25 protein-coding genes and 1 riboswitch are annotated in these 23941 nt (G+C 46.1%); of the genes, 2 read left to right on the forward strand and 23 right to left on the reverse strand.

Annotated elements, in window-relative coordinates; genetic code table 11:
- Positions 1-15 precede the first annotated feature (15 nt).
- The 8 genes from gudB to RUW00_RS05945 all read right to left on the reverse strand — a co-directional run bounded on the left by gudB (position 16) and on the right by RUW00_RS05945 (position 7480).
- The gene (gene gudB / locus RUW00_RS05910; protein ID WP_003153413.1) at positions 16-1290 is read right to left on the reverse strand and encodes an NAD-specific glutamate dehydrogenase; all 1275 of its coding nucleotides are present in this window, start codon (positions 1288-1290) and stop codon (positions 16-18) included.
- 160 nt (positions 1291-1450) lie between these two features.
- Positions 1451-2035, reverse strand: a complete 585-nt coding sequence (locus RUW00_RS05915) for a genetic competence negative regulator (protein WP_003153412.1) — start codon at positions 2033-2035, stop codon at positions 1451-1453.
- Between the two features lie 151 nt (positions 2036-2186).
- The gene (locus RUW00_RS05920) at positions 2187-2975 is read right to left on the reverse strand and encodes a metallophosphoesterase (protein ID WP_029973639.1); all 789 of its coding nucleotides are present in this window, start codon (positions 2973-2975) and stop codon (positions 2187-2189) included.
- Between the two features lie 86 nt (positions 2976-3061).
- Positions 3062-3520: a YpbF family protein gene (locus RUW00_RS05925; RefSeq protein ID WP_007409443.1), complete on the reverse strand. Its 459-nt coding sequence runs from the start codon at positions 3518-3520 to the stop codon at positions 3062-3064.
- A 68-nt stretch (positions 3521-3588) separates the two neighbouring features.
- Positions 3589-4359, reverse strand: a complete 771-nt coding sequence (locus RUW00_RS05930; protein ID WP_061862339.1) for a LysM peptidoglycan-binding domain-containing protein — start codon at positions 4357-4359, stop codon at positions 3589-3591.
- Positions 4337-4924 carry a CPBP family intramembrane glutamic endopeptidase gene (locus tag RUW00_RS05935; RefSeq protein ID WP_007409441.1) on the reverse strand — a complete coding sequence of 196 codons (588 nt, stop codon included), beginning with the start codon at positions 4922-4924 and terminating at the stop codon, positions 4337-4339. Before RUW00_RS05935 ends, RUW00_RS05930 begins: the two co-directional genes overlap by 23 nt.
- A 14-nt stretch (positions 4925-4938) precedes the next feature.
- Positions 4939-6429 (reverse strand): RecQ family ATP-dependent DNA helicase, encoded by a 1491-nt coding sequence (locus RUW00_RS05940; protein ID WP_061862340.1) that lies wholly within the window; start codon positions 6427-6429, stop codon positions 4939-4941.
- Positions 6422-7480, reverse strand: a complete 1059-nt coding sequence (locus RUW00_RS05945) for a YpbB family protein (RefSeq protein ID WP_280145284.1) — start codon at positions 7478-7480, stop codon at positions 6422-6424. Before RUW00_RS05945 ends, RUW00_RS05940 begins: the two co-directional genes overlap by 8 nt.
- Positions 7481-7748: 268 nt before the next feature.
- On the opposite strand from RUW00_RS05945, the gene RUW00_RS05950 reads away from it, so the two are divergent.
- A complete protein-coding gene (locus RUW00_RS05950) occupies positions 7749-7997 on the forward strand; it encodes a ferredoxin (protein ID WP_003153403.1) in 249 nt (82 codons plus the stop codon).
- 135 nt (positions 7998-8132) lie between these two features.
- Here RUW00_RS05950 and fmnP read toward each other — a convergent pair whose 3' ends face one another.
- Positions 8133-8705, reverse strand: coding sequence for a riboflavin transporter FmnP (gene fmnP, locus RUW00_RS05955; RefSeq protein ID WP_280145285.1), 573 nt, complete (start codon positions 8703-8705; stop codon positions 8133-8135).
- A 147-nt stretch (positions 8706-8852) separates the two neighbouring features.
- Positions 8853-8987, reverse strand: a riboswitch (FMN riboswitch).
- A 207-nt stretch (positions 8988-9194) separates the two neighbouring features.
- Here fmnP and serA point away from each other — a divergent pair.
- Positions 9195-10772 (forward strand): phosphoglycerate dehydrogenase, encoded by a 1578-nt coding sequence (serA, locus tag RUW00_RS05960; RefSeq protein ID WP_017418054.1) that lies wholly within the window; start codon positions 9195-9197, stop codon positions 10770-10772.
- 46 nt (positions 10773-10818) lie between these two features.
- Here the strand turns inward: serA and RUW00_RS05965 are convergent, their stop codons facing one another.
- The 14 genes from RUW00_RS05965 to RUW00_RS06030 form a co-directional block, all read right to left on the reverse strand.
- Complete coding sequence (locus RUW00_RS05965) at positions 10819-11922, reverse strand: hypothetical protein (RefSeq protein WP_014418275.1); 1104 nt, start codon at positions 11920-11922, stop codon at positions 10819-10821.
- On the reverse strand, positions 11858-12442 hold the full coding sequence (sigX, locus tag RUW00_RS05970; RefSeq protein ID WP_014418276.1) for an RNA polymerase sigma factor SigX: 585 nt from the start codon (positions 12440-12442) through the stop codon (positions 11858-11860). Before sigX ends, RUW00_RS05965 begins: the two co-directional genes overlap by 65 nt.
- Before the next feature lie 190 nt (positions 12443-12632).
- Positions 12633-14414, reverse strand: coding sequence for an ATP-binding protein (locus RUW00_RS05975; protein ID WP_007409435.1), 1782 nt, complete (start codon positions 14412-14414; stop codon positions 12633-12635).
- A complete protein-coding gene (resD, locus tag RUW00_RS05980) occupies positions 14411-15133 on the reverse strand; it encodes a DNA-binding response regulator ResD (protein WP_003153397.1) in 723 nt (240 codons plus the stop codon). The genes RUW00_RS05975 and resD overlap by 4 nt, the downstream gene beginning before the upstream one ends.
- 81 nt (positions 15134-15214) lie before the next feature.
- Entirely contained in the window at positions 15215-16390 is a 1176-nt protein-coding gene (ccsB, locus tag RUW00_RS05985; RefSeq protein WP_003153395.1) for a c-type cytochrome biogenesis protein CcsB, read from the reverse strand.
- A gap of 18 nt (positions 16391-16408) precedes the next feature.
- A complete protein-coding gene (gene resB, locus RUW00_RS05990) occupies positions 16409-18037 on the reverse strand; it encodes a cytochrome c biogenesis protein ResB (protein WP_003153393.1) in 1629 nt (542 codons plus the stop codon).
- Complete coding sequence (gene resA, locus RUW00_RS05995) at positions 18034-18573, reverse strand: thiol-disulfide oxidoreductase ResA (RefSeq protein WP_014418277.1); 540 nt, start codon at positions 18571-18573, stop codon at positions 18034-18036. Before resA ends, resB begins: the two co-directional genes overlap by 4 nt.
- A gap of 84 nt (positions 18574-18657) precedes the next feature.
- Positions 18658-19392: a 23S rRNA pseudouridine(2605) synthase RluB gene (gene rluB, locus RUW00_RS06000; RefSeq protein ID WP_007612296.1), complete on the reverse strand. Its 735-nt coding sequence runs from the start codon at positions 19390-19392 to the stop codon at positions 18658-18660.
- 93 nt (positions 19393-19485) lie between these two features.
- A complete protein-coding gene (gene spmB, locus RUW00_RS06005; protein ID WP_015240119.1) occupies positions 19486-20022 on the reverse strand; it encodes a spore maturation protein SpmB in 537 nt (178 codons plus the stop codon).
- Positions 20023-20026: 4 nt separating this feature from the next.
- Complete coding sequence (locus RUW00_RS06010; protein WP_003153385.1) at positions 20027-20617, reverse strand: nucleoside recognition domain-containing protein; 591 nt, start codon at positions 20615-20617, stop codon at positions 20027-20029.
- On the reverse strand, positions 20605-21756 hold the full coding sequence (locus RUW00_RS06015; RefSeq protein ID WP_280145286.1) for a D-alanyl-D-alanine carboxypeptidase family protein: 1152 nt from the start codon (positions 21754-21756) through the stop codon (positions 20605-20607). The genes RUW00_RS06010 and RUW00_RS06015 overlap by 13 nt, the downstream gene beginning before the upstream one ends.
- 112 nt (positions 21757-21868) lie before the next feature.
- Positions 21869-22354, reverse strand: coding sequence for a DUF3907 family protein (locus RUW00_RS06020; protein WP_003153380.1), 486 nt, complete (start codon positions 22352-22354; stop codon positions 21869-21871).
- A gap of 89 nt (positions 22355-22443) precedes the next feature.
- Positions 22444-23037, reverse strand: a complete 594-nt coding sequence (scpB, locus tag RUW00_RS06025) for an SMC-Scp complex subunit ScpB (RefSeq protein ID WP_007409428.1) — start codon at positions 23035-23037, stop codon at positions 22444-22446.
- Positions 23027-23782: a segregation/condensation protein A gene (locus RUW00_RS06030; RefSeq protein ID WP_061862345.1), complete on the reverse strand. Its 756-nt coding sequence runs from the start codon at positions 23780-23782 to the stop codon at positions 23027-23029. The genes scpB and RUW00_RS06030 overlap by 11 nt, the downstream gene beginning before the upstream one ends.
- Positions 23783-23941: the final 159 nt, after the last annotated feature.

Consider the following 23941-nt stretch of genomic DNA (forward strand, 5'->3'; position numbering starts at 1 on the left):
ATGCAAACGATTGGTTTATATCCAGCCTCTGAAACGCGAAGCCTCAGCCATTTTCCGCACGCCGACCATGTAAGCCGCAAGCCTCATGTCAATCCGGCGGTTTTGGGACATTTCATAAATATTATTAAACGATTTTATCATCATATTTTCCAGTTTTTCCTCGACTTCTTCTTCACTCCAGTAGAAGCCTTGGTTGTTTTGAACCCATTCGAAATAAGAAACCGTTACACCGCCGGCGCTCGCCAGAACATCGGGAACCAGCAGCGTTCCTTTGTCTGTCAGGATTTTCGTTCCTTCCAGTGTCGTCGGTCCGTTTGCCGCTTCTACAACGATTTTCGCTTTGATGCGGTCAGCGTTTTCTTCTGTAATTTGGTTTTCGATCGCCGCCGGGACAAGTATATCACAGTCCAGCTCAAGCAGCTCCTGATTCGTAATGGTGTCATTGAACAGCTTCGTCACCGTTCCGAAGCTGTCTCTGCGGTCAAGCAGATAATCAATATCAAGACCGTCCGGATCGTAAAGGCCTCCGTACGCGTCAGAAATTCCGACAACTTTCGCGCCGGCGTCATGCATAAACTTGGCCAGGTAGCTGCCCGCATTTCCGAAACCTTGTACAACGACGCGCGCGTTCTGAATATCGAGACCTTTTTTCTTGGCCGCTTCTTTTATGCAGATGGTGACGCCTTTTGCCGTAGCTGATTCCCTGCCGTGGGACCCGCCGAGTACAAGCGGTTTTCCCGTAATAAAGCCGGGTGAGTTAAATTCATCAATTCTTGAATATTCATCCATCATCCAAGCCATAATCTGCGAGTTTGTAAATACGTCAGGTGCCGGGACGTCTTTAGTCGGTCCGACAATCTGACTGATTGCTCTGACATATCCCCTGCTCAGCCTTTCAAGCTCTCTGAATGACATATTTCTCGGATCACAAACAATTCCGCCTTTACCACCGCCATAAGGAAGATCAATAATTCCGCATTTTAAACTCATCCAGATGGAAAGTGCTTTCACCTCTTTTTCAGTTACATTCGGGTGAAAACGAATGCCGCCTTTTGTCGGACCTACGGAATCATTGTGCTGCGCACGATAGCCTGTAAATATTTTCACAGACCCGTCATCCATCCGAACAGGAATTTTAACCGTTAATAATCTGAGCGGCTCTTTCAGCAGTTCATACACTTCTTCTGGATACCCCAATTTTTCCAGAGCTTTATGTATTACGGTTTGGGTTGATTTTAATACATCATGTTTGTCTTCTTCATTATGACCGGTGAATCGATCGGCTGCCATTTGAGTTAACCTCCTAAAATCTTCTGTTTCTCTCATGCTCCCTTTCAGTGACTAGTATACACCTTCAATATCTCCGTGCATAGAAGAAAGACAATGATTTTTCCATTATTTCGCTTAAAAAAAGACGGCCGCTGAAAACAGCTGCCGTTTCAAATCTTTTTTATGAAAAATGTTTCTGTATTGTCTCCACAGCATTGCCGTCCATGATGAGTTTTCCGTACTCATGGAGCCTGTAAATCGTAATTGTCGCCGGGTGTCCGTATTCAGCCAGCACCGCGATGACGCCTTCGGCGGAACGGGAGCCGAGGTCTTCAAGGCTTACATAGTATTGGTTCTCATAGTGGTAGACGGTGCCGCCGGTAATCCCGATTCGGTGAAGGCTTCCGGCAAGCTGAATGATATCTTCAAACGAATGGAACTGATAAATAATATCCGGGCTTTCGTCAAGTTTGACCTGCATCTCGATATAATCATCGTCATATTCGTCATCTTCTGCGTCCGCGTCATGATTTTTCGTTACAATCACAACCATGCCTTGTGCCTGAAGAGAATATACTTCCACCGCGATCGGACCATTCGCTTCAAAGCCGAGCTCTGTATTTGCTTCATTCATCATATCTTTAAATAACTGGTGGACTTTAAACGAGTCCTTCCAGAGGTCTTCTTTTGTCAGTCCCCGATCAGTCAGATCGTCGAGGGTTAAAAAGATTTTAATCTTATTATAGTTCAGACGCTCAAGCCGCATAATGTTCCCTCCTGCCTCTTCTTGCACACAAATCATATAACACAGTATATGAATAAATGAGTCATAGGTTCTTAATTTGTTATCAGTTTACACCGTGTACAGCGGGAAGACAAGCAGAACGCCGTTTTTTATCACCGCGGCCGGATTAGTTTCATGAAAACGGCTCATCCGGTCCGCACAGCGTAATCATATGCGTCTCCGGCTTCGCCCCGAGCCTCAGCGGAACTTTTGTCGTCCCGTAGCCGTTGCTGATCAGGTAATGCGCTTTTTTTACCGTTCCCGTCCCGCCCAATTCGTACGGCCCGAACCGGCCGAAACGGATTTGGCCGCCATGTGTATGGCCGCTGAACACAGCGTCAATCCCGTCTGACTCCCTCATCTGCTCATGGATGTCCGGGTTATGGCAAAGCAGGAGGTTTACTTTGTCAGCATCCGTATATCTGATTGCAGATTCGTAATCATCCATCATCATCCTGATATCATCCACCCCGCAGATCGTAACGGTTTCCCCTTTATAAGCAAACTGAACCGATTCATTTCTCAGCGGGATCACTTTATATGCCCGTAAAAGAGAGAGCAGTTTTTGCTGGCTGACCTCGTAATCGTTATTCCCCCACACATACATGACAGGCGCGAGAGCCGTCAGACGTTTGATGTTTTCTTCAATTCTGGCGTAAGGAACTCCGCCCTCCGCCAAATCACCGCCGAGCAAAACGGCATCCGGCTTATAACCTGCCGCTTCGCGGAGAAGCTTTTCATCAATTAAACGGCGGTGCACGTCAGATATAAAGAAGATGGTGAGCGGCTTCATCCCCTTCATTTTATCAAGCGTAAATGTATGTGTTTTCAGATGGCTGCCGTTTGCCGTTTTGTACATAACGGCCGCCATAACCGCAGCTGCTCCCGCCAATGAGCCGAGAATTCCCGCTGTAAGCTTCATAAACGCACTCTCCATTCTGTCATTGTCTTACATTAGACGGACAAACAAAAAAAGACGTTTCTATCCTTTCCGGAAAACGCCTCATTTTATTTACTTTCAAAATAAAGATTGATATCATACCGATGTTTCATCAAGTGAAAAACAGATTCTCTCGCCCTCCATTTTTCAGGCTGGGGCCATAAATCCGTGCTTTTTTGGATAATTTCACATCTCAGTTTATGAAATTCACCCTCAGCTTTTTCTTCCTTTTTTTTAAAATAATAAGAAGTGCAATACGCAAAAGCGGAAGCCATAATCCAGCACAAATAAACCGTATGGCCTAATATTTCCTGCAGAATCAGCTGCGGAGAGGCTTGGGGAGCATTAAAGCTTTTAAACATCAGCAGTATGCACATCAGGGAAAAACAAACGAGGGACGCCCACTGCCATCTTCGGCATTGTGCGGCATAATTTTCGTATTTTAATTTCCGTTTCACCAGCGCCTGAAGCATTTGTTTCGTCGGTCCGTCAGCAAATCGGTCTAATTGCTTCCATAAAGAATCCATGCGCTTCACACCTTGTCCGTTTTCATTGGTACACTATATGAAAAACGCGGTGAAAACATGCATTTATTTTAATCAGACAGCGGAATGTTCAGAACCTGGCCGGTGTACACGTCGTTTCCGTTTAATCCGTTGTAGCTGCGGATTTTTTCTTCGCCCGCCCGGCTTTTATAATATTTCATTGAAATGCGGTAAAGCGTTTCTTTCGGCTGTACAGTATGCTGTACGGTCCGCACTTTTTTCGGGACAGTCCCGGCTTGATCACTCGCGGCAGCCGGAGCCGCTTTTTCACGGACAGCCGGCGGAGACTGCTGTTTTGTCTCCGCGTAATCGGTGTCTGTCGGCTTTACTTGTTTTTCTGAGGGCGTTTCCGTTTTTTCAGGTGTTTTTTCACTTGGTTTTTCTTTCGTTTTTTCAGATGCAGCCGCTTCTTTCTTATCTTTGTCGTCAGACTTTTTTTTCTGTTGTTCTAAAAGAGCGGTTTCTGACGTTTCTTTCTGAGCGCCTTTCGGAATAACGGCAGGCGCGCTTTCACTGTGGTCTATGAAGACATCTTCATAGTCCTTCGGGTCAAATCTGCTGCTGTTCGTCATATAAAGAAGACCGAAAAAGACACCGATTGTTACGATAATGAACAGGACGGTCAGAAAAGTGAACAGCGGCGTTTTTGTTTTGGTTTTTTCCTTTACCTGCTCTTCCTTTTTTTTACGCTCCTCTTTTACAGATTGTCTTGTCGGGAGGCTGTCTTCAAGATATTCAATTTGTTCATCCGCGGCCGCGGCAACCTGCTGCTCGGCACGCAGCTGAGCTTTTCTTCTTTCAACTCTTGACATTTCCGTCATGCAAACCCCTCCTAACATATTGAAAACGGATCTGACAGGCAAATACCGCATCAATAATAAAATGCGCTGTAACCGGAACGAATAAATTGCCGGTCCATTCATAGATAAGCCCCAGCAAAAGACTGATGCCCGCAACCATCATAAACAGAAGCCACTTCGCCAAGTATCTGAAATGAAGCACGGTAAAAATGAAGCTGGCGGCCCATAAGCCGATATGTGTCTGCAGAACGCCTCTGAACAAAATCTCTTCGCTGAACGAAATGAGAAGCGTCAAAAACAAAATGTGCAAAACCGGCCTGTTCTTAAAAAGCAATACATTAATGCCGCCGTCATCATATAAATGCGAAGGACACCATTTCATCACCGCAAGATCGGCAAAAATGACAAGGACGGCAAGAGTTACACCGTACCATATGATATTATCGTCACGTATATGCCACAGCTTTAAAAAATCGTGAATGTCGGTGAAAAAGAAAAAGCCAATAACAGCTGAAACCGCCAATATGAGCAATTGGGTGGCATACAGCTGCATCACAATCTCCCGGTCTGAGAGCTGCCGGATCAATTCGCTTTGCCGTCTCAGCTGAACTCACCCGCAGACTCTGAACCGAAAATCCGGCCTAATTCCAGCTTCCAATCTTCAAACCGTTCCATGTTTTTACGTTCTCCTTTTTGCTCGTACGGAGCCAGATCAAGTCCGCAGCTGCTGCAGCATTGTCCGGTTTGACCTACAGGCTCATACGGTTCATCAAAATAAGACAGCAGCGCTTCTCTTATACATTCTTTCCGCTCTAATAACGCCGAAAAACGATTCATTTTACGCAGCTTCTTTTCCACGCGGTATGTCAGTTCTTCCTGCAGCTGCTCTTTTGTGGTTTTTCCTTGCAGATACAGATGGACGGCCGTTCGCGCCTGTGTTTCCTGGACGCCCTTATTGATCAGAACGTCCCGAAGCTTTCGCTCATCACCCGTACCGGCATCCCGTATGACGGCCAGAATGGCTTCCAGGTCATAATCAGACAGGCTTTCCGTCTGAATAATCTGCTGCTGAAGCTCGGTATCACCGGGCGCCCTCAGCAAAATACTGACACTCGGGCTGCCGTCGCGCCCCGCTCTGCCGATTTCCTGCATAAAGGCCTCGGCCGTTTGGGGAGGATAAAAGTGAATGACAAAGCGGATGTCTGACTTATCCACACCCATGCCGAACGCATTGGTACAGCAGATGCAATCAAGCTGGTTATGGATAAATTGCTGCTGGATCAAGATTCTGTCCCCTGTATCCATTCCGCCGTGATAATAATCCGTCCGCTTTCCCGTTTTTTCATTCAGCTCAGCCGCAAGCTCTTCCGCCCATTTTCTGGTCGGACAATATATGATACCCGGACCTTCAAGCTTTTCGGCAAGCTCCGTGAGCCTGCTTATTTTCTCGGCATTATCCGCCAAATGTTCTGCCGCCAGGAGAATATTCGGCCGGTTGACTGAATAAAGATGACGCACCGCATGCTCAAGTCCGAGCACATCCGTCACGTCTCTGAGCGTTTCTTTTGTCGCTGTTGCGGTCAGCGCCAATACAGGCGGCTTTCCGAGTGCCTGCCTGAAAGGTCCGAGCTTCGAATAATCAGGCCTGAAATCATGTCCCCATTCTGATATGCAATGAGCCTCATCAATAACAAATAAACTGACCGGGACATTTTTCAAACGGTTCAGCACATAAGGTGAAGAAAGGGCTTCGGGAGACATATAGAGAAATTTATACCGGCTGATGTTGCTGAGGATAAAATGCCGCTCTGCGGAATTCAGCATGCTGTTTAATGCCGCAACCCGCTTTTCCCCTTTCGCTTTCAGCTGCTGCACCTGATCTTCCATTAATGAAAGAAGCGGTGAAATAATCAGCACCAGCCCGTCCATCATGTAACCCGGGAGCTGATAGCATAATGATTTTCCCCCGCCGGTCGGAAGCATGGCGATCGTATCTTTTTTTTGGAGCACGCTAGTCATAATCTCTTCCTGCCCTTTTTTAAAGGAATGCAAACCAAAATACCTGGATAAAGCTTTATGCAGCTCAGTCATGCTGATTCACCGTCTTTGCCAGCGCCAGCCTGATCTGAAAATAGCTGAAGCGCATCTGCATTCCTTCGCGAATCCGTTTAATTTTATTCGTTTGATGCTGTTTTGCAAATGCCGTTATCATACACTGTTCCTCTTCAGAAAGATACTGTTCTATAAAAAATGCAGGCTGGTGCAATGATATTTCTACGATATGATCTTCGATTGTGGCGGTTTTTAAATTTCTGACCGCGGCGATCCGTTCAATCGGAAACCCTTTTTCCAACAGCTCAAAGGTTTTTCTGGCAGACTGTGTCAGCGCGCTTTCCGCCTGCAGATCGGACAGCAGCTCGCGCAGAGCGGGATATGCACATTGCGGAAGCGATTGAATAACATAATGTACCGCTCCCCAAAACTGGACGGACACATACCATTCATCTTCGTTCAGCTGGAGAGCGAGCTGCTTATTCGTTTTGCCGATTCTGTTGAATGAAGTTAAAGAATAGACAAAAATAAGCGCCTGCTGTTCACTTACGCCTTGCAGAAGCTGAAACAGCGCGTCATGCATTTGGACGGAAAGCTCTTTAGCATCTCTGTTTTTCCGTATGAACCGTTTGACCCATCTCAGCGTCTGCACATCGTTGGTAACCGGGATATATTGACTGCATTGATGCTCTTTGTTTGACAGGACTTGAATGAGCAGGGAAAGCCGCCTCCACAGGGTGCCAGCAGGCGTTTGATAATTCGCGCCGTGGCAGTGCTTCGGCCAAGGCCGCTCGGCAAACGCCCGTTCAAGCCTTTGAACGCCGCGCACAGTCACTTTCCACGTTCCCTCTTCTTTTCCGGCTGTAATGTATGAGTTCTCGGTGAGTTTATGCAAAGAAGCCGCAATATCGCCGCGTTCACAATGTGAAGCCATGCCGAAATATTTAGCGATCTGAAATAAGCCGGCATCCTGAATGGTTTGAGACGACTTTTTTCCTTTTAATAAATGAAACACAGCACTCGGAGTCCGTTCGCCGTCTATTTTGTCCAGACAGTCGAGAACCACGGTATCAAAGTAGTTTATCGCCAATCTAAACACACCTACATTTCTTCTGTGACAAGTTTCGTTTTTTGGTTCTTTTTATTTTAACAGATTTTCATATAAATTTGACGTTTAAAGTCATCTTTTAGGGGGAAGTGCTAAAGAGAATCCCTTATGTGATAAGCATTCTCAATCATTTTTCTGTTGAAATTTGACACTAACATCATTACAATAAGTAAGAGGAATAGGTGTTATATTTAAAAATATATAAGGTAAACCATTTGTTCCAACACGAACAATCTGGGAGGTTTTATTCATGGCAAAGTACACAATCGTAGATAAAGATACGTGTATTGCATGCGGCGCCTGCGGAGCTGCGGCACCAGACATTTATGATTATGATGATGAAGGCATTGCGTTCGTTACGCTTGACGAAAATAAAGGCGTCGTCGAAGTTCCGGAAGTTCTGGAAGAAGATATGATTGACGCATTTGAAGGATGCCCTACTGATTCAATCAAAGTTGCGGATGAACCGTTCGAAGGCGACCCGCTGAAATACGAATAAAAAAGCCCTCCCCGTGAGAGGAGCTTTTTCGTCCTGAATAAGACTCCGGCTGTTATCGGCCGGAGTCTTATTTTTTGCGATCAGCACAAACAAAAAAGCGTCCGGCTGTTTTCACAGAGCGGACGCTTTCAGTCTTTATTGTGTTTGGATGCTGCGTTTTTGTTCAATCCAAGGTTTCAGCTTCGTAAAGATGAACGTAAAGACGATGGTGATGATAATGCCTTTTACAATGTTAAACGGCAGAATTCCTGCGACAACCGCCGTTTTTAACTGGTTGTTTGACAGTGCCGGTGAATGTAAAAACCAAGTATACGCGGGCAGGATAAGAATATAGTTCAAAATACTCATCAGCACGGTCATCGCCGCGGTTCCGGCCAGAAGGCTCACCGCAAGACCTTTTGCAGAATTGAGCTTTTTAAACATAAACGCTGTCGGCAGAATAAACAGCGTTCCCGCGATAAAATTGGCTGCCTGCCCGACAGGCACGCCGGCCATGCTTCCTTGAATGATATACTGCAGAATATTTTTAATCGCTTCAACCACAATCCCCGCCGCAGGCCCGTAAACCAAAATGGCGATAATTGCAGGAACGTCACTGAAATCAATTTTCAAGTAATCCGGCAGACCCGGAAACGGGAAATTTAACAGCATAAGCACAAAAGCAATACTGCTAAGCATACTGATGACAACTAATTTTTTTACTTTCACAATGCTCTCTCCTTTTCGATCAAATCTCTCGAAAAGAGGAAAGGTTCTTTTGCGCCCCAATAAAAAAACCGCTTTTGTTAAAAAGCGGGAGCTTACTAAGGCTTGGCAAAGAAACGTTTGATATAAGCATCAAAACGTCTGCTGAACCTCCATCTTCTCCCATCCAGACTATACTGTCGGCTCCGGAATCTCACCGGATCCTGCCGCCGAAGCAGCTCGCGGGCTTAGAGCGTGATGCTCATCACCGCCGGTAGGGAATTTCACCCTGCCCCGAAGATTGATCTTATGAATTTATTCACATTATATATGATCAAATTGCAATTGTATAGAGAACTGCTCAAATTTAAATAAAATATTGGGGAAGCCCCATTTTCAGCTGATTCCGCGGTTTCCTTTTCTCCTTTACTGCGTCAATACACATTGACACTCTATTGAGAATATGATAAATTATCAGATATTTAGTCAGCTAAACTAGGAGGAAATCTAACAATGTTTCGAGTTTTGGTCTCAGATAAGATGAGCAATGACGGCTTAAAGCCGCTGATGGAATCAGACTTTATAGAAATTGTTCAAAAAAACGTCGCGGATGCAGAAGATGAATTACATACCTTTGATGCCCTGTTAGTCCGCAGTGCCACGAAAGTAACCGAAGATTTGTTTAAAAAAATGACTTCTTTAAAAATCGTCGGCAGAGCCGGTGTCGGCGTAGACAACATCGACATCGATGAGGCCACAAAACATGGAGTTATCGTGATAAACGCGCCGAATGGAAACACCATTTCAACGGCAGAGCATACATTCGCGATGATTTCTTCATTAATGAGACACATTCCGCAAGCCAATATCTCAGTAAAATCAAGAGAATGGAACCGGACGGCTTTTGTCGGGGCGGAGCTCTACGGAAAGACTTTAGGCATTGTCGGTCTGGGCCGGATCGGAAGCGAGATTGCCCAGCGCGCCAGAGCGTTCGGTATGACGGTTCATGTATTCGATCCTTTCTTAACCGAAGAGAGAGCCGGCAAAATCGGCGTAAACAGCCGGACATTCGAAGAAGTGCTTGAAAGCGCGGATATCATTACCGTCCACACGCCTTTAACAAAGGAAACAAAAGGACTGCTTAACAGAGAAACCATTGCCAAAACAAAAAAAGGCGTCCGCCTTATCAACTGCGCAAGAGGCGGAATTATTGATGAAGCTGCGCTTTTGGAAGCGCTGGAAAGCGGCCATGTCGCAGGCGCTGCCCTTGACGTGTTTGAAGTGGAACCGCCAGTTGAATCAAAGCTTCCCGACCATCCGCTGGTGATCGCCACACCTCACTTAGGCGCTTCAACGAAAGAAGCACAGCTGAATGTCGCGGCACAGGTTTCTGAAGAAGTGCTGCAGTTTGCAAAAGGTCTGCCTGTCATGTCAGCGATCAATCTGCCTGCGATGACGAAAGATGAATTCAAAAAAATCCAGCCTTATCACCAAATTGCCGATAAAATCGGAAGTCTCGTGTCACAATGTATGAAGGAACCCGTCAAAGATGTTGCGATTCAATATGAAGGCACCATCGCCAAACTTGAAACATCATTTATTACAAAAAGCCTGCTGTCCGGTTTCTTAAAACCGCGTGTAGACTCAACGGTCAATGAAGTGAACGCCGGCGGTGTAGCAAAAGAACGCGGAATCAGCTTCAGCGAGAAGATTTCCTCCAATGAATCAGGATATGATAACTGCATCAGCGTAAAAGTGACCGGAGACCGGAGCACATTTACGTTAACGGCTACGTATATCCCTCACTTCGGTGAACGAATCGTTGAACTGAACGGCTTTAATATTGACTTAAATCCTGCCGGCCACCTCGTTTATATCCAGCACCAGGATACGACTGGTGTAATCGGACGCGTCGGACGCATCCTCGGCGATAACGATATCAATATCGCTACCATGCAGGTAGGCCGTAAAGAAAAAGGCGGAGAAGCCATTATGATGCTTTCTTTTGATAAACATTTAGATGATAAAGTCGTCAATGAGCTGACTTCAGTTCAGGATATTGTTTCCGTTAAACTGATTGACCTTCCGTAACCAACAAAAAACCCAAAACATTCATATGTTTTGGGTTTTTTTACGTTTAATGGCTTGGAAGAGGATTAGGCGCGGCAGGCACAGCGATAGGTTTTGTCACATCATAATTACCGATTTTCTTTGTATGCGCATGTGTGAACAGCACCTCAGAATAACCGAATTCCTTCGCAGTTAACAGAAGCCCTTCGATCATTAAAATCCCTTCCAGCGAATCTTCAACCTTATGTTTTTCGGACAATTGAATCCGCAGCTGCTCGCCGTCTTCCCTTTCCGATACCGATGCAATCGCATCTGCTTCTATAATGCTCGCGGTCTGTGAGCCTCCGTCTGTTGTCTTCATCCCGTCAATAGCCTGATATACTGAATAATAGGTTTGTTCAGACGGGATGAGATACTCTTGTCCCAGACTGTCGCTGTAAGAAAAATACGCCCGGTTTGTCTGTTTATGTACGGACATCTCAGCGGAAATGCCATAAGATTTATAAAAATCCTGTCCGGCTCCGTTTTGAACCTTTTTCAATTTAATCCGCTCGTAAGGACTCCATGTCAAAGTCTCTTTCAGCATCTTTTTCAATAAGTCAGCATCGGCAACTGATTCGATAGAAAGCCGTCCGTTTACCTGCACAAGCAAATCCTTCTTATCCGCCGTTACCTGCACACCGTCCAAAAGGTTCGGCACAGACAGGAAGGATTCGGGCACTTCTAGGTTTTCCGCTTCGGATAAAGCCTCTGAAACCGATTCATCCGGCTTCTTTTTTTCAAAACTGACCGGAATGACGGCGGATGTTTCTGAATCGGCAAATGCCAAAGTAATGTAATTGTTTTTGTTTTGGTTTGAGACGACGAACGTCTTCTGATCCGGCGGCTTAACAGAAGCTGACTGACTGGCTTTTTCAGTCTGGCGGCTGTCAGCGGTCAGATCACCGGAAGATTTGTTTGTCATCAGGTGAGGAGATATAATCAGAGCGATGCACAATGCGCAGACGCCGGCTGCGGCGGGGCCGATCCAGCTTCGGGCCGGCTTTTTCCTGTACGGTTTACCTGTTTCAATATTCCGGTAAATGGCCTCGGGTGAACGATGATCTCTAACCGCCGGAAGTTGTCTTAACAACTCCTCTACTCTTTCTTCGTTCCAATATGACTTCATCATCCATTAGCTCCTCCCTCAAAAGCTCCATCTGTTTCCGAAGTATTTTGAGCCCTCTGTGTTGGGTCGTTTTGACTTTGCTTTCCGAGAAGCGGAGAGCGGCGGCTGTTTCCTGAATGGAATATCCCTGAATAAATCTCAAGATAATAACAGCTCTTTGATCAATGGTGCAATGATCAAGCGCGGTATAAATTTCCCGGACGTTTTCATGCTGTACGGCGAGTTCGTCCGGAAGCAAATGCTGATCTCTGACATCTTGTGTATCCCAATCAAACGTACCCATAATACGCTGTCTGATCGTCTGCTGCTTGCGGAACCAGTCAATCGCCACATGGCGTGCGATGGACAACAGCCATGTTTTTTCACTGCTTCTTCCTTCAAATGTATGATAGGAATTCAAGACGCGGATATACACTTCCTGCGCCAAATCTTCAGCCTGCGACTTATCTTTTACCATATAAAATAAAAATTGATATAAATCTTGATGGTATGCATCATATAATATCTGAAAGGTTTCTTCCATGGGAAACCCCTCCGTTCACTTTTTTGTCGTAAAAATGCGTTGAAAAGTTACATTACAACTATATTACGAGAAACTGGAATTTGGAAGGGAATTTATATTAACATATTCTTAAATTTTTAAAGGAGAAACAAATAAAAAACACCCGCAGAACATGCGGGTGTTTCGTATGGAACAAGATTGTTCGTCAATTTCAGACGTCATCCTGCACTTTTGTCGGAATATAAAATGTAAACGTCGTCCCTTTATCGATGCTGCTGTGAACCGCAATTGAACCGCCGTGGGCTTCCACGATATTTTTTACGATGGCGAGTCCGAGTCCGGTTCCCGCCCTGCCTCTTGTTCTTGCTTTGTCCGCTTTATAAAAACGTTCAAAAATAAAAGGCAGGTCCTCTTCCGGTATTCCCGAGCCGGAATCTTTGATATCGATTTTCAGTCCGTCTTTTACGGTCTGAGCCGCGATATGAACGCTTCCGCCTGACTCCGTGTGGCGCAGCGCATTATCTATAAGGTTGGTAAACACCTGTTCCATTTTATCTTCGTCAAAGACACACTCCGGCTGAGACACCGAGATGTCTTCTGTGAGCGAAACGCCTTTTTCCTTCGCTACCCCGGAAAATTTGCGGGAGATCTTCTCCAGAAATTCATGCAGGTTTACCGTTTCATAGTGCAGGCCCGTATGTCCGGATTCCATTCTGGCCAAATCCAGCAAATCATTGACGAGCCGGCCCATGCGAAGAGATTCATCATAAATGATCTGCGCGATTTCTTTTTTCTCCTCTTCAGTGCTTGCAATGTCGTCCACTATTGCTTCGCTGTATCCCTGCAGCATAGAAATCGGGGTTCTGAGCTCATGACTGACATTGGCAATGAAGTCTTCACGCAATTTATCCAGCCTGCGCTCTTCAGTCATATCACGGAGCACGGCCACGGCGCCGCGGACGTGTGATTCCGCATAAAGAGGCGACATCAATAAAACCCATGACCTTCCTTGAAGCGTCATTTCAATCATTTGCTCTTTTTCCGTGTTCACTGCATTTTGAAATAGCTCTTTTGCTTCAGGGGGAAGGTTGTCTCCTTCTTTAATGTTCATGTTCTGCTCATAATACCATGCCTGCAGAAAACGTTCGGCCGGCGGGTTGGTCACCAAAATGGTGCCGTCGATATTAATGGTGATGACCCCGTCTGCCATACTGCTTAAAATATTGGACAGCTGTTCTTTTTCCTGATTCAGCGCGTTAATATGGAAATTGAGCTGCCGTCCCATCTGATTAAAGGCAATGGCCAGTTCCCCGATTTCATCTTGGGTCAGAATCGGAATTTTTGTATCAAACTTTCCTTTCGCCAAGTCTTGGGCGCCTTCCCGCATTTTCCGAAGGGGATATGTCACCCTGCTGGATAAAAAGAACGCGAAAAACGTTGTCAAGACGATGGCAATGCCCGCCGCAAGAAAAATATAGCGGGTTGTATGTTTCGTCGTATCTTTGACGGCAAGCAGCGATTGGGATAAAAAGACCATGCCTTTTTTGCCGTCTTTTTCATACGGCACTCCGACGATCAGCCGTTCGTTATCCGAACCGGCATTGTTGGGCACCGCACGTTTGCTTACTTTTTTGCGGTCTGTCAGCGCCTTGTGCAGATCCCGGTCATGTTTGATCTGCTCTAATGTAATAGAGGATAAATGATTATCGTCATTGGGCGAATACCAGACATGCTTATCATCCTGAATGATCGCGATGCTCGTTAAATTGTCCGCCAGTTCCCACGTGATGGATCTGGCAAGCGGCTGGTCTTCATGATTTTCTATTATGACCGCAATTTTATCGGCAAGCTGCGTTAAATCTTTTTCCGCTTCTTCAACGTGGTAATTTTCTATAAATTCCAGAAGCAGCACCGTTAAAATAAATAAAACAATTAACACGAGTGAAAGAATGGTAAACCAAAGCTTACCTACTACGCTTTTCCAAAACTTCATTCAGCGCCTACCTCAAATTTGTATCCGACTCCCCATACAGTGACGATTTTTTTCGCCGCTCCCGGGGACACTTTATTTAATTTTTCACGGAGCCGTTTGACATGGGTGTCCACCGTTCTGAGGTCTCCGAAAAATTCATACTGCCACACTTCTTTTAAAAGCTTTTCCCTGTCGTACACTTTGTCCGGTGTTTTCGCAAGGAAGTACAGCAGTTCATATTCCTTCGGCGTCAGGCTCACCTCTGTGCCGTCCGCAGTCACCCTGTGAGCATCGTGATCAATGGATAGATGCGAAAAGACGAGCACATTTTTTGTCGGGGTATTGGCTGTCAGATAAGATGTTTGGGAAGCCCTTCTTAAAAGCGCCTTTACCCGAAGCACCACTTCTCTCGGGCTGAAAGGCTTGACGATATAATCGTCCGTACCCGCTTCAAACCCCTGGACGCGGTTGGCTTCTTCCCCTTTTGCCGTCAGCATGATAATCGGCGTCGCTTTTTTTTCTCTGAGCTGCCGGCATACTTCTATTCCGTCCGTTCCCGGCATCATTAAATCCAAGAGCACCAGATCATAATCTGATGCCAGCCCCATTTTAATGGCCTCGTCGCCGTTTTCCGCTTCTTCAATCACATAGTTTTCCCGTTCAAGGTACATTCTTAAAAGGCGTCGAATTCTGGCTTCATCATCTACTACTAATATTTTAGTTTCATTTGTTTGATCCATCGTTTTCCCCCTGCTTTCCTTCTGTTACTTTCATTTTAACAAACTGTGAGGCAGCTTGAGAACTGTATCGGCTTTTTGCATCTATGCGTACGAATGAAGTCCGGCAAGCACGAGATTCACAAAAATTAAGTTAAACATAATAATGGCGAAGCCGATGACGGCAAGCCACGCGGACTTTTCGCCATGCCAGCCTCTTGACAGCCGCAAGTGCAAATACGCTGCGTAAAATAAAAAGGTGATCAGCGCCCATACTTCTTTCGGGTCCCAGCCCCAAAAACGCGTCCATGCAAGCTGCGCCCAAATCATCGCAAACACAAGCGCGCCGAGTGTGAATACCGGAAAACCGATAGAAACAGCGCGGTAGCCGACTTCATCGACCAAGTCCAGATTCACATTTTTGACGAGCGGGCTGATAAGAGCGCTGATTCTCTTTCTGAATATCAGCCTGAGCGCACCGTATAAAACGAGACCTGCGCCAAACGACCAGATCACCGTATTGACCTTTCTGCCTGAAAAAATGGCCGGAAGCTCAATAAGCGGCTTCATTGCGCCTTCCGTAAGCAGTTCTCCGTCATGCGGGCCGACAAGCGCAGGCATATCATATATCATGACGCTTTTGGCCTCTTTTTTATCCACCCAATTAAATTCAGCTTTGTAGTCCGCCAGCCGGAATGCCGACGTGACGGCGATAAATGCCACGGTCGTCACGAGTATAAACATGATGACTTCAAGCCAGAACGTTTTTTTGCCCGGTCTGGATTGGTCGACATGCTTTAACAGGAAAATGACGCCGGCTACAAAACTGATCGCAAGAATCGCCTGCCCGAGCGCCGCCGTTGTGACGTGAATGTACAGCCAATTGCTCTGCAGTGACGGAATAAGCGGCGTGATGTCTGTCGGAAACATGCTTGCATATGCGATAAGCAAAAGCGCGATAGACAATGTGAACATGCCTAATGAAGGCAGTCTGTAAATAAAGTAAATAATAATAAAAGCGAGAACAAGCATCATGCCGAATGACGTCGTAAATTCAAACATATTGCTGACAGGCGCATGTCCGCTTGCCGACCATCTCGCAATGAAGTAGCCGAGATGACAAAGAAATCCGAAAATGGTTAACGTGATTCCGATAGCCGACCAGCGGCCCTTACCGTCCTTAGCACCTTTTGTTCCCCGGATGGCGCCGCCGAAAACCGGGACGGCAATTAAATAAATCAAAAAGGCAGCATAAAGAAAATTTGCGCTCAGCTCCGCCATGACACCACTCCTTTTTCACTAGGCCTGATTTTTGGCCAATTCTTTTTGATCGGCCGGCTCTTGAATCCCGGTCCCGCTAAGAACAAATTCGATATCTTTTTTCAGACCGAACCAGTTTTTGTTCGTATGTCCCGCCACAAGCACTTCATGATCACCTGTTTTGATCCAGATCCTTCTGTGCTGCCAGTACATTCCTTGAATGACGCCGATCATAAAGATCGCGCCGCCGACGGCAAGCACCCATAAGGTTAAGTCTTTTCTGACGGTGAGTCCTGTAATGTTTTTCGTTTCCACATGGTCGAATTTTAATTTGTACTTGTTACTTTCGGAACCTTCAACAGTCTGCTGAATCGCAACAAAACTTTTCTCCCCTTTCGGCTTGTCAGGAGCCGTGATTTTAAAGACAAAAGCCGGATTGTTAGGAACCTTCGTTTTCGTGCTCGGTTCTCCGTCCTTGTTAAAATAAAAATCAGGAAGATAACTGGCGATCTGCACTTTGTAACCGTTACCAAGATCATAGTCCGTGTCGGGATCAAGAAGATTGATCTTCAGTTTGCCGAATGACTGTTTTGTTTTTTGGTCGATCAGCTGAAATACCATCTGATCGAGCTGGTTTTCTTTATAGTCAACCTGATACACAGAATAGGAGTCAAAGCGCAGCGGTTCATTGACGCGGATATTGTTTTCTTTGACTCTTTTAAGCTTCGGCTTTTCACCGAATACAATGTCGCCTTCCCTTTTGTACAAAACCGCGTCCGTTGTGAAGGATTTGGCGACTTTGCCGTTTCCGGCTCTGTCAATGGCGTCGGCGAATACTTTTTTCTCAGTGTCTTTGTTATATGTCTGCATCGTAAACCGGTTGTTTTTTAAGTAATATTTGCCGTCAGTGCCGGGGATCTGGGCGGTTTCGCCTTCACGGACCCAGAGCGTTTCATCGACATACATACCGGGTACAAATCTCAGCATGGCTCCGATCAGAAAAATGATCAGGCCGATATGATTGACGTAGGGCCCCCACCTTGAAAAACGGCCTTTTTCCGCCAGAATGCTACCCTCTTGTTCTCGCACTCTATAATGCTTTTTTTTCAATCGTGTTCTGAGGCTATCAGCCGCATCCCCGCTCAGCTCGGTTTCTGTCCGGCTGTATAGACGCTGCCTCTTCAAAAAGACCGGATTCCGCCGTACTCCTTGATTTTTCAGCGCTCTGTACAAAGGAATCACCCGATCCAGGCTGCAGATGACCAGTGATATGCCAATGGATGCGATCAGGAGCATATACCACCATGAGCCGTACAGGTGATGAAATCCCAGCAGATAATACAGTTGACCGATTATGCCGTACTGCTGTTCATAATATGTATCCGGCTGGGCGCCCGGCGGCAGATAAGCTTCCTGCGGAAAAACCGTGCCGAAAGCAGACGCCGCCAGAGTAATGACGATCAGCCATATTCCGACTTTTACGGAAGAAAAGAAGTTCCATACCTTATCTACGATTGTTTTGTTATATGTTTGCGAACGTCTTGCGCTGCCGTCGTACCGCATATCGGCAAGCGGCGATTTTTGATCATCAAGCGGCTTCCCGCACGACTCGCACAAAACCGTCCCGGCTGGATTCACGTGCCCGCATTCACATTTGACCTTTTTCATGAAGACGCCTCCGGCTTAATTAAATTCATATAGTCATGAACCATGCGTTCTGTCATCGTGCCGGTCACCACTTTCACGACGTTTCCGTCGGGATTGATCAAAAATGTCGTCGGAATAGGTGATACGCCGTACGCGTCCAGCACTTGCCGGTCAGTATCGAGCGCAACCGGGAAATTGACGCCGTATGTTTTCATAAAATTATGTACTGCAATTTTTGATTCGCCGACATTTACCGCAACCACCTCGACACCGAGGTCTTTAAAATGCTTGTATTGATTCTCCATGTAGGGAAATTCCTGCTTGCACGGCTCGCACCACGTTCCCCAGAAATTCAGAAAAACACCTTTTCCTTTTAACTGACTCAGTTCTATGAGTCTGCCCTCTGTATCTTTCAGCGCGAAATTCGGGGCTTTGGACCCCTCAGATATACGCTCTCCGTTTGTGTATACGGCATTATAGATGGTATATCCGAGCGCGCAGAGTAAGATGAGAAGGATGCCGGTCCGAATGAATAAACGCCGCCGTTTTTTGTTCATTGTACACTGCTCCCCTCCCCTGCCTGCAAATCCATTCAATTATATCATCAACACGTTTTGTAATTTTTGAAGGTTATGTGAAAATTAGAAAGCGTTTTTACCGTGTTCAGCTAAAGCCCGCAGCCTTTTCACCTCATGCGGCGACAATTCTCTTGCGTCTCCTGTGCGCAGGCCTCTTAAATCTAAAAATGCGTATTCTTCACGTTTTAGTTTCAGCACGTCATGACCGATCGCCTCGAACATGCGGCGGACCTGTCTGTTCCGGCCTTCATGAATCGTCAGCTGAATGATGCTCGTCTGCTTTCTTTTGTCCAGGGAAAGCATTTTCGCTCTGGCCGGCGCCGTCTTGCCTTCTTCAAGCTGAATGCCGCGCTCAAGCTTTCTCAGAAGTTCCTTGGAAGGAATCCCCTTCACTTTGGCGACGTATGTCTTATCAATTTCGTATTTCGGATGCATGAGTTTGTTGGCAAACTCGCCGTCATTTGTCAGCAATAAAAGTCCGCTCGTATCATAATCAAGCCTGCCGATCGGATAAATGCGCTGCGGCACTTCTTTGAAAAAGTCGGTCACCACTTTCCGCCCTTTGTCGTCATCAGCTGCTGAGATCACTCCTCTCGGTTTATAAAGCAGAAAGTACACGGGTTCTTCCCGCTCCACCTTTAATCCGTTTACTTCAATCTGATCAGAACCGGTCACTTTTACGCCGAGCTCTGTTATTACTTTTCCATTCACCTTTACTTTTCCTTCTTTTATCAGCTCTTCCGCCTTTCTGCGTGATGCCACGCCGGCATGAGCAATAACTTTTTGCAGTCTTTCCATGTCGTTCACCTCATGTATAATCTTACTTTTTTCCCCTTGAACAAACAAGCTTTTTCAGGGAGAGTTATTCTGATATATAAAAAGCGCCTGATTTCAGGCGCTTCCAAATAATAACGTAACTATGATGATTGATGCAACCACCCCGATCAAATCAGCAAGAAGACCAACCTTTAAAGCATCCCCCATTTTTTTGATGCCGACCGCCCCGAAATACACCGTCAGGACATACAGCGTCGTGTCAGTCGATCCCTGCATGACCGAGGCCAGTCTGCCGATAAATGAATCAGGCCCGTACACGGCGATCAGATCTGTCGTCATGCCGAGCGCCGCCGTTCCCGAAATCGGGCGGATCAGAGCAAGCGGCACGACTTCTGCGGGAATGCCGATCGCTGTAAAGAAAGGCTTGCACAGCCCCATGACAAAATCCAGCGCGCCTGAGGCCCGGAATACGGTAATCGCCACCAGCATCCCGACCAAATACGGAATGATGGAAAACGCAATCTCAATTCCTTCTTTTCCGCCTTCAACGAATGATTCATACGTCGGCACTTTTTTGATCGTGCCGTATATCAATATACCGGCGATAATAATCGGAATCATGGCTAAAGACAGCCAATTCACCATTTCCATTCGCTTACCTCCCTTTTCTTTTGCGGCGGTACCAGAAGTAGCGGTCAATGAAAATCGCGCCGATTCCCGAAATTAAAGTCGCTAAGATGGTCGGCCCGACGATATCGGTCGGTGATTTCGCCGAGTAAGCCATGCGCACGGCAATGACGGTTGTCGGTATCAATGTAATACTCGAAGTATTTACCGCCAAAAAGGTAATCATGGAACGGCTGGCCTCAGACTTACCTCCATTCAGCTTTTTCATCTGCTCCATGGCTTTAATGCCGAGCGGTGTCGCCGCATTTCCCAGTCCGAAAAAGTTTGCCATGAGATTTGATAAGATGTATCCCATCGCCGGATGATCAGGGGGAATATCGGGAAACAGCTTAGAAATAAACGGGCGGCACATTCTGCTGAATATATCCAAAAGGCCGGACTGCTCGGCTATTTTCATCAGGCCGAGCCAGAACACGAGAACGCTCATTAATCCGAACGAGATCGTAACCGCTTCTTTCGCTCCTTTAAAAACGGCTTCATTCACATCCTGCAAGGTACCGTTAAACATCGCAAAGACAAGTCCGATTACCGTCAGACATACCCAGATTAAATTGACCATGACGAACCGCCCGCCGCGCTCATAAACAGGCTCGTAAACGTCTCAATGAAATGCTTTTTCGGTTTTTTATGGCGCTCATTTTCATAATAGACGGGGATCTTGGCGATCACTTTCCCATCATGCATAACAGTCATCCGGCCGACGACATCAGGAATGAGAGAGGCGTCCTTTTTCCAGGCTTTTTTCGGTTTTATTAAGGTTGTGCTGATTTTTACATCGTCGATTTCATCCTCTTTTAACAAATATTTGACATCCCGGGCAATAAAAGCGCGCTTTCCGTAAAACGTCTTTTTCAGCTTCGGAATGCCGCCTTTTTTAGCGACGACATAGGTTTTATAGTGATCAAAGACATAATTAAACATATTCATATGGTCATCCCAGTCATCCGGATCATTTATGGTGACCGCGATGAGATCCGTACCGTCTTTTGAGGCCGTCGAGACGAGCGTCCGTTTCGCGATTTTTGTGTAACCCGTTTTTCCGCCTGTGCTGTAACGGTAGAGCCCAGTCAGAAGCTTGTTTTTATTTTTCCATACCCGGTCCATCGTTTCCGCCTTATACACTTTTGTGCCTGAAACGGTCCGGTATTCCTTGATTTTCATCGCGTATTTAGTCAAAAGCGCCATGTCATACGCCGTTGAATATAAATTTTCATGGTCGTCCAGCCCGTGCGGATTTTGAAATTTTGTATTTTCCATCCCGATTTGCTCGGCTTTTTTGTTCATCATAAATACAAAACCGTCAAGGCTTCCGCCGACATATTCCGCTATTGCCGCAGCGGCGTCATTTCCTGATCTCAGCATAAGCCCGTATACGAGATCTTTCAGCTTTACTTTTTGTCTCGGCTGAAGATAAATGGCTGAGCCTTCCGTTTTTACGGCATTCGGAGAAACCGTCACGGTCTCTTCCATCTTCCCTGATTCAATCGCCAGCACCGCCGTCATGATTTTCGTAATGCTTGCAATCCGCCGCTTATGATGTTCATCCTTGGCGAATAACACCCGGCCAGATGCTCCGTCGATTATAATCGCGCTTTTTGCACTGACATGTATTTGGGCATGTGCCGTATTGCCGTCTGTAATGGAAAAAAGAATAACAAAAGTCAAAAGAAATACGGCAGCTTTTTTGAGAAAGCGCATGAATGCTCACGTCCTTGTTGTGGGTTTGTACAAGTTTATGCGCATGTCCATGACTTATGAATACCAATTGCATCACTTTCACATAAAAAAACTCTTCCAAAAGGAAGAGTTTTTATCTGACTGATGCCATATTTGAGCCTGATGCTTCATATTGCGCCAATTCTTCCCGCATGCGCAGAAATTCACTGCTGAGCGAAAGCAGAAGGCTCCGCAGCGAATCCGGCACTTGCTGGTAGAATTCAATCGCGCTTTGGCCTGTATAAGCGGCGCGGCTGTTTTCGTACCATGTATCCTTTTTCGGCATGAAAAATTCTTCCACGCACTGATGATACACTTTATACAGCGTTTTTTCCGCTCTCACCTCATGAAACGGCTCCTGCATTAAGAGCCGGCGGCAGGCTTCCTGGGCGCCTTCGCAAAAGACGGTCATCCTCCTCAGCACACTGAGCACGTCGCGGCAGTATGCCTCATCCGCCTCTCCTTGAGCCCGCATCTCCGGCAATGTTGTATGATTTAAATAGCTGCTGACCATCGTGACAACCTCGGCTAAAAATTCACCAGTTTCTTCAGTATGGGCCCTCACAATCGAATTTCCCATTTCCGTCCGTTTCCTTCCTCTCTTTTACTTCGTCATTTGCGTCATTCATCAATGGCCTTTCCCTACTATCGTATGATGAAAAACGATTATTATTTAATATCCTCAAAAGTTTGGTTGAAGTTTTCAAAGAATAAATCGGCTTCCTCCTGGAGAACGTCTTCCTCCGCATTTTCAGGAAGCGGCGGGAGCTCCTCCAATGTTTTTAAGCCGAATTGTTCAAGAAATACCGGTGTCGTGCCGTATAAAATCGCCCGGCCGGGACCGTCGGCGCGGCCCACCTCACACAGCAGCGCTTTTGACACGAGGCTGTGCAGAATCCGCTCAGACTTCACGCCCCGGATATCTTCAATTTCCGCCCGTGTGATCGGCTGCTTGTACGAAACGATCGCCAGCACTTCCAAAGAAGCCTGTGACAGCCCTTTTGACGGCACTTCAATTAGTTTTTTCAAATAAGGCACGAATTCTTTTTTCGTTCCAAGCATATACGTATCCGCATATTCGGTAAGCTCGATGCCCCTGTCGTCTTCCTTGTACTGAGCGGCCACTTCTTCCATGATTCCGGCCAGTTCCGCTTCTTCTATTTCAAGCACCGTCACCAATTGCTTTTTGGTCAGCCCTTCATCACCCGCCGCATACAGCAGGGCTTCCACAATCGCCTTCCAATTCACGATATCAAGCGCCATGAATGGATTCACTCCCCGTAATGTATATATCTGAAAAGTTTTCTTCCTGTTCAATGATAATCTGCTGATTTTTCATCAGTTCCAGGACTGCTAAAAACGTCACGACGAGATGGTCCTTTTGCCGAGAAGGAAAAAGCTCCGTGAAGTTTATTCTTCTCCCCGCCGTTTTTAAGCTTTTTACGATTTCGTTCATTCTGTCTTCAATCGGTATTTCCTGTCTTGTAATGGTCGTTTCTTTCGGCCGCGTGATTTTTTTACGCTGAAGCACCTTTTGAAACGCGCCGATCATGTCATAAACGGTCACCGACAGTTTATGCTCGGTCTGTTTGATTTCTTTTGCATACTCACTTAAATCACTCGGCGGCTTTGTAAATGACTTTTGTCTTTCTTCTTCCCGCTCTTTTAAATCCTTCGCAGCGGTTTTATACTTTCTATACTCAATCAGCTTTTCAATCAGCTCGTCCCGAGGGTCTTCTTCTTCAAGCATTTCGTCTTCAAACAGCTCTTCTTCTTGTTTCGGAAGCAGCATTCTGCTTTTAATGCTGAGAAGCGTCGCCGCCATGACCAGATATTCACTGGCGACATCAAGTTCAAGCTCTTGCATTGTATGTACATATAATAAATATTGTTCAGTAATGGTTGCCACGGGTATGTCGTATATGTCGATTTCAAGACGGTTAATCAGATGAAGCAGCAGGTCCAATGGGCCTTCAAACGTATCAATTTTCACTTGATATTCTACCATTATCTCACCATTTTCAATATCACTCTCATTGCCGGAAAAACTGGCTACCCTTTAGTATAATCCACCGAAATGCTCTCGTCCAATACTTTTATACACGTCCTCCGTTATTTAGAAAATACTGAAAAAGAAGATATACGCCTATACCTTTAAAGGCGGATG

This window comes from Bacillus sp. IS1 (assembly GCF_032461585.1).
GTDB lineage: Bacteria > Bacillota > Bacilli > Bacillales > Bacillaceae > Bacillus > Bacillus velezensis.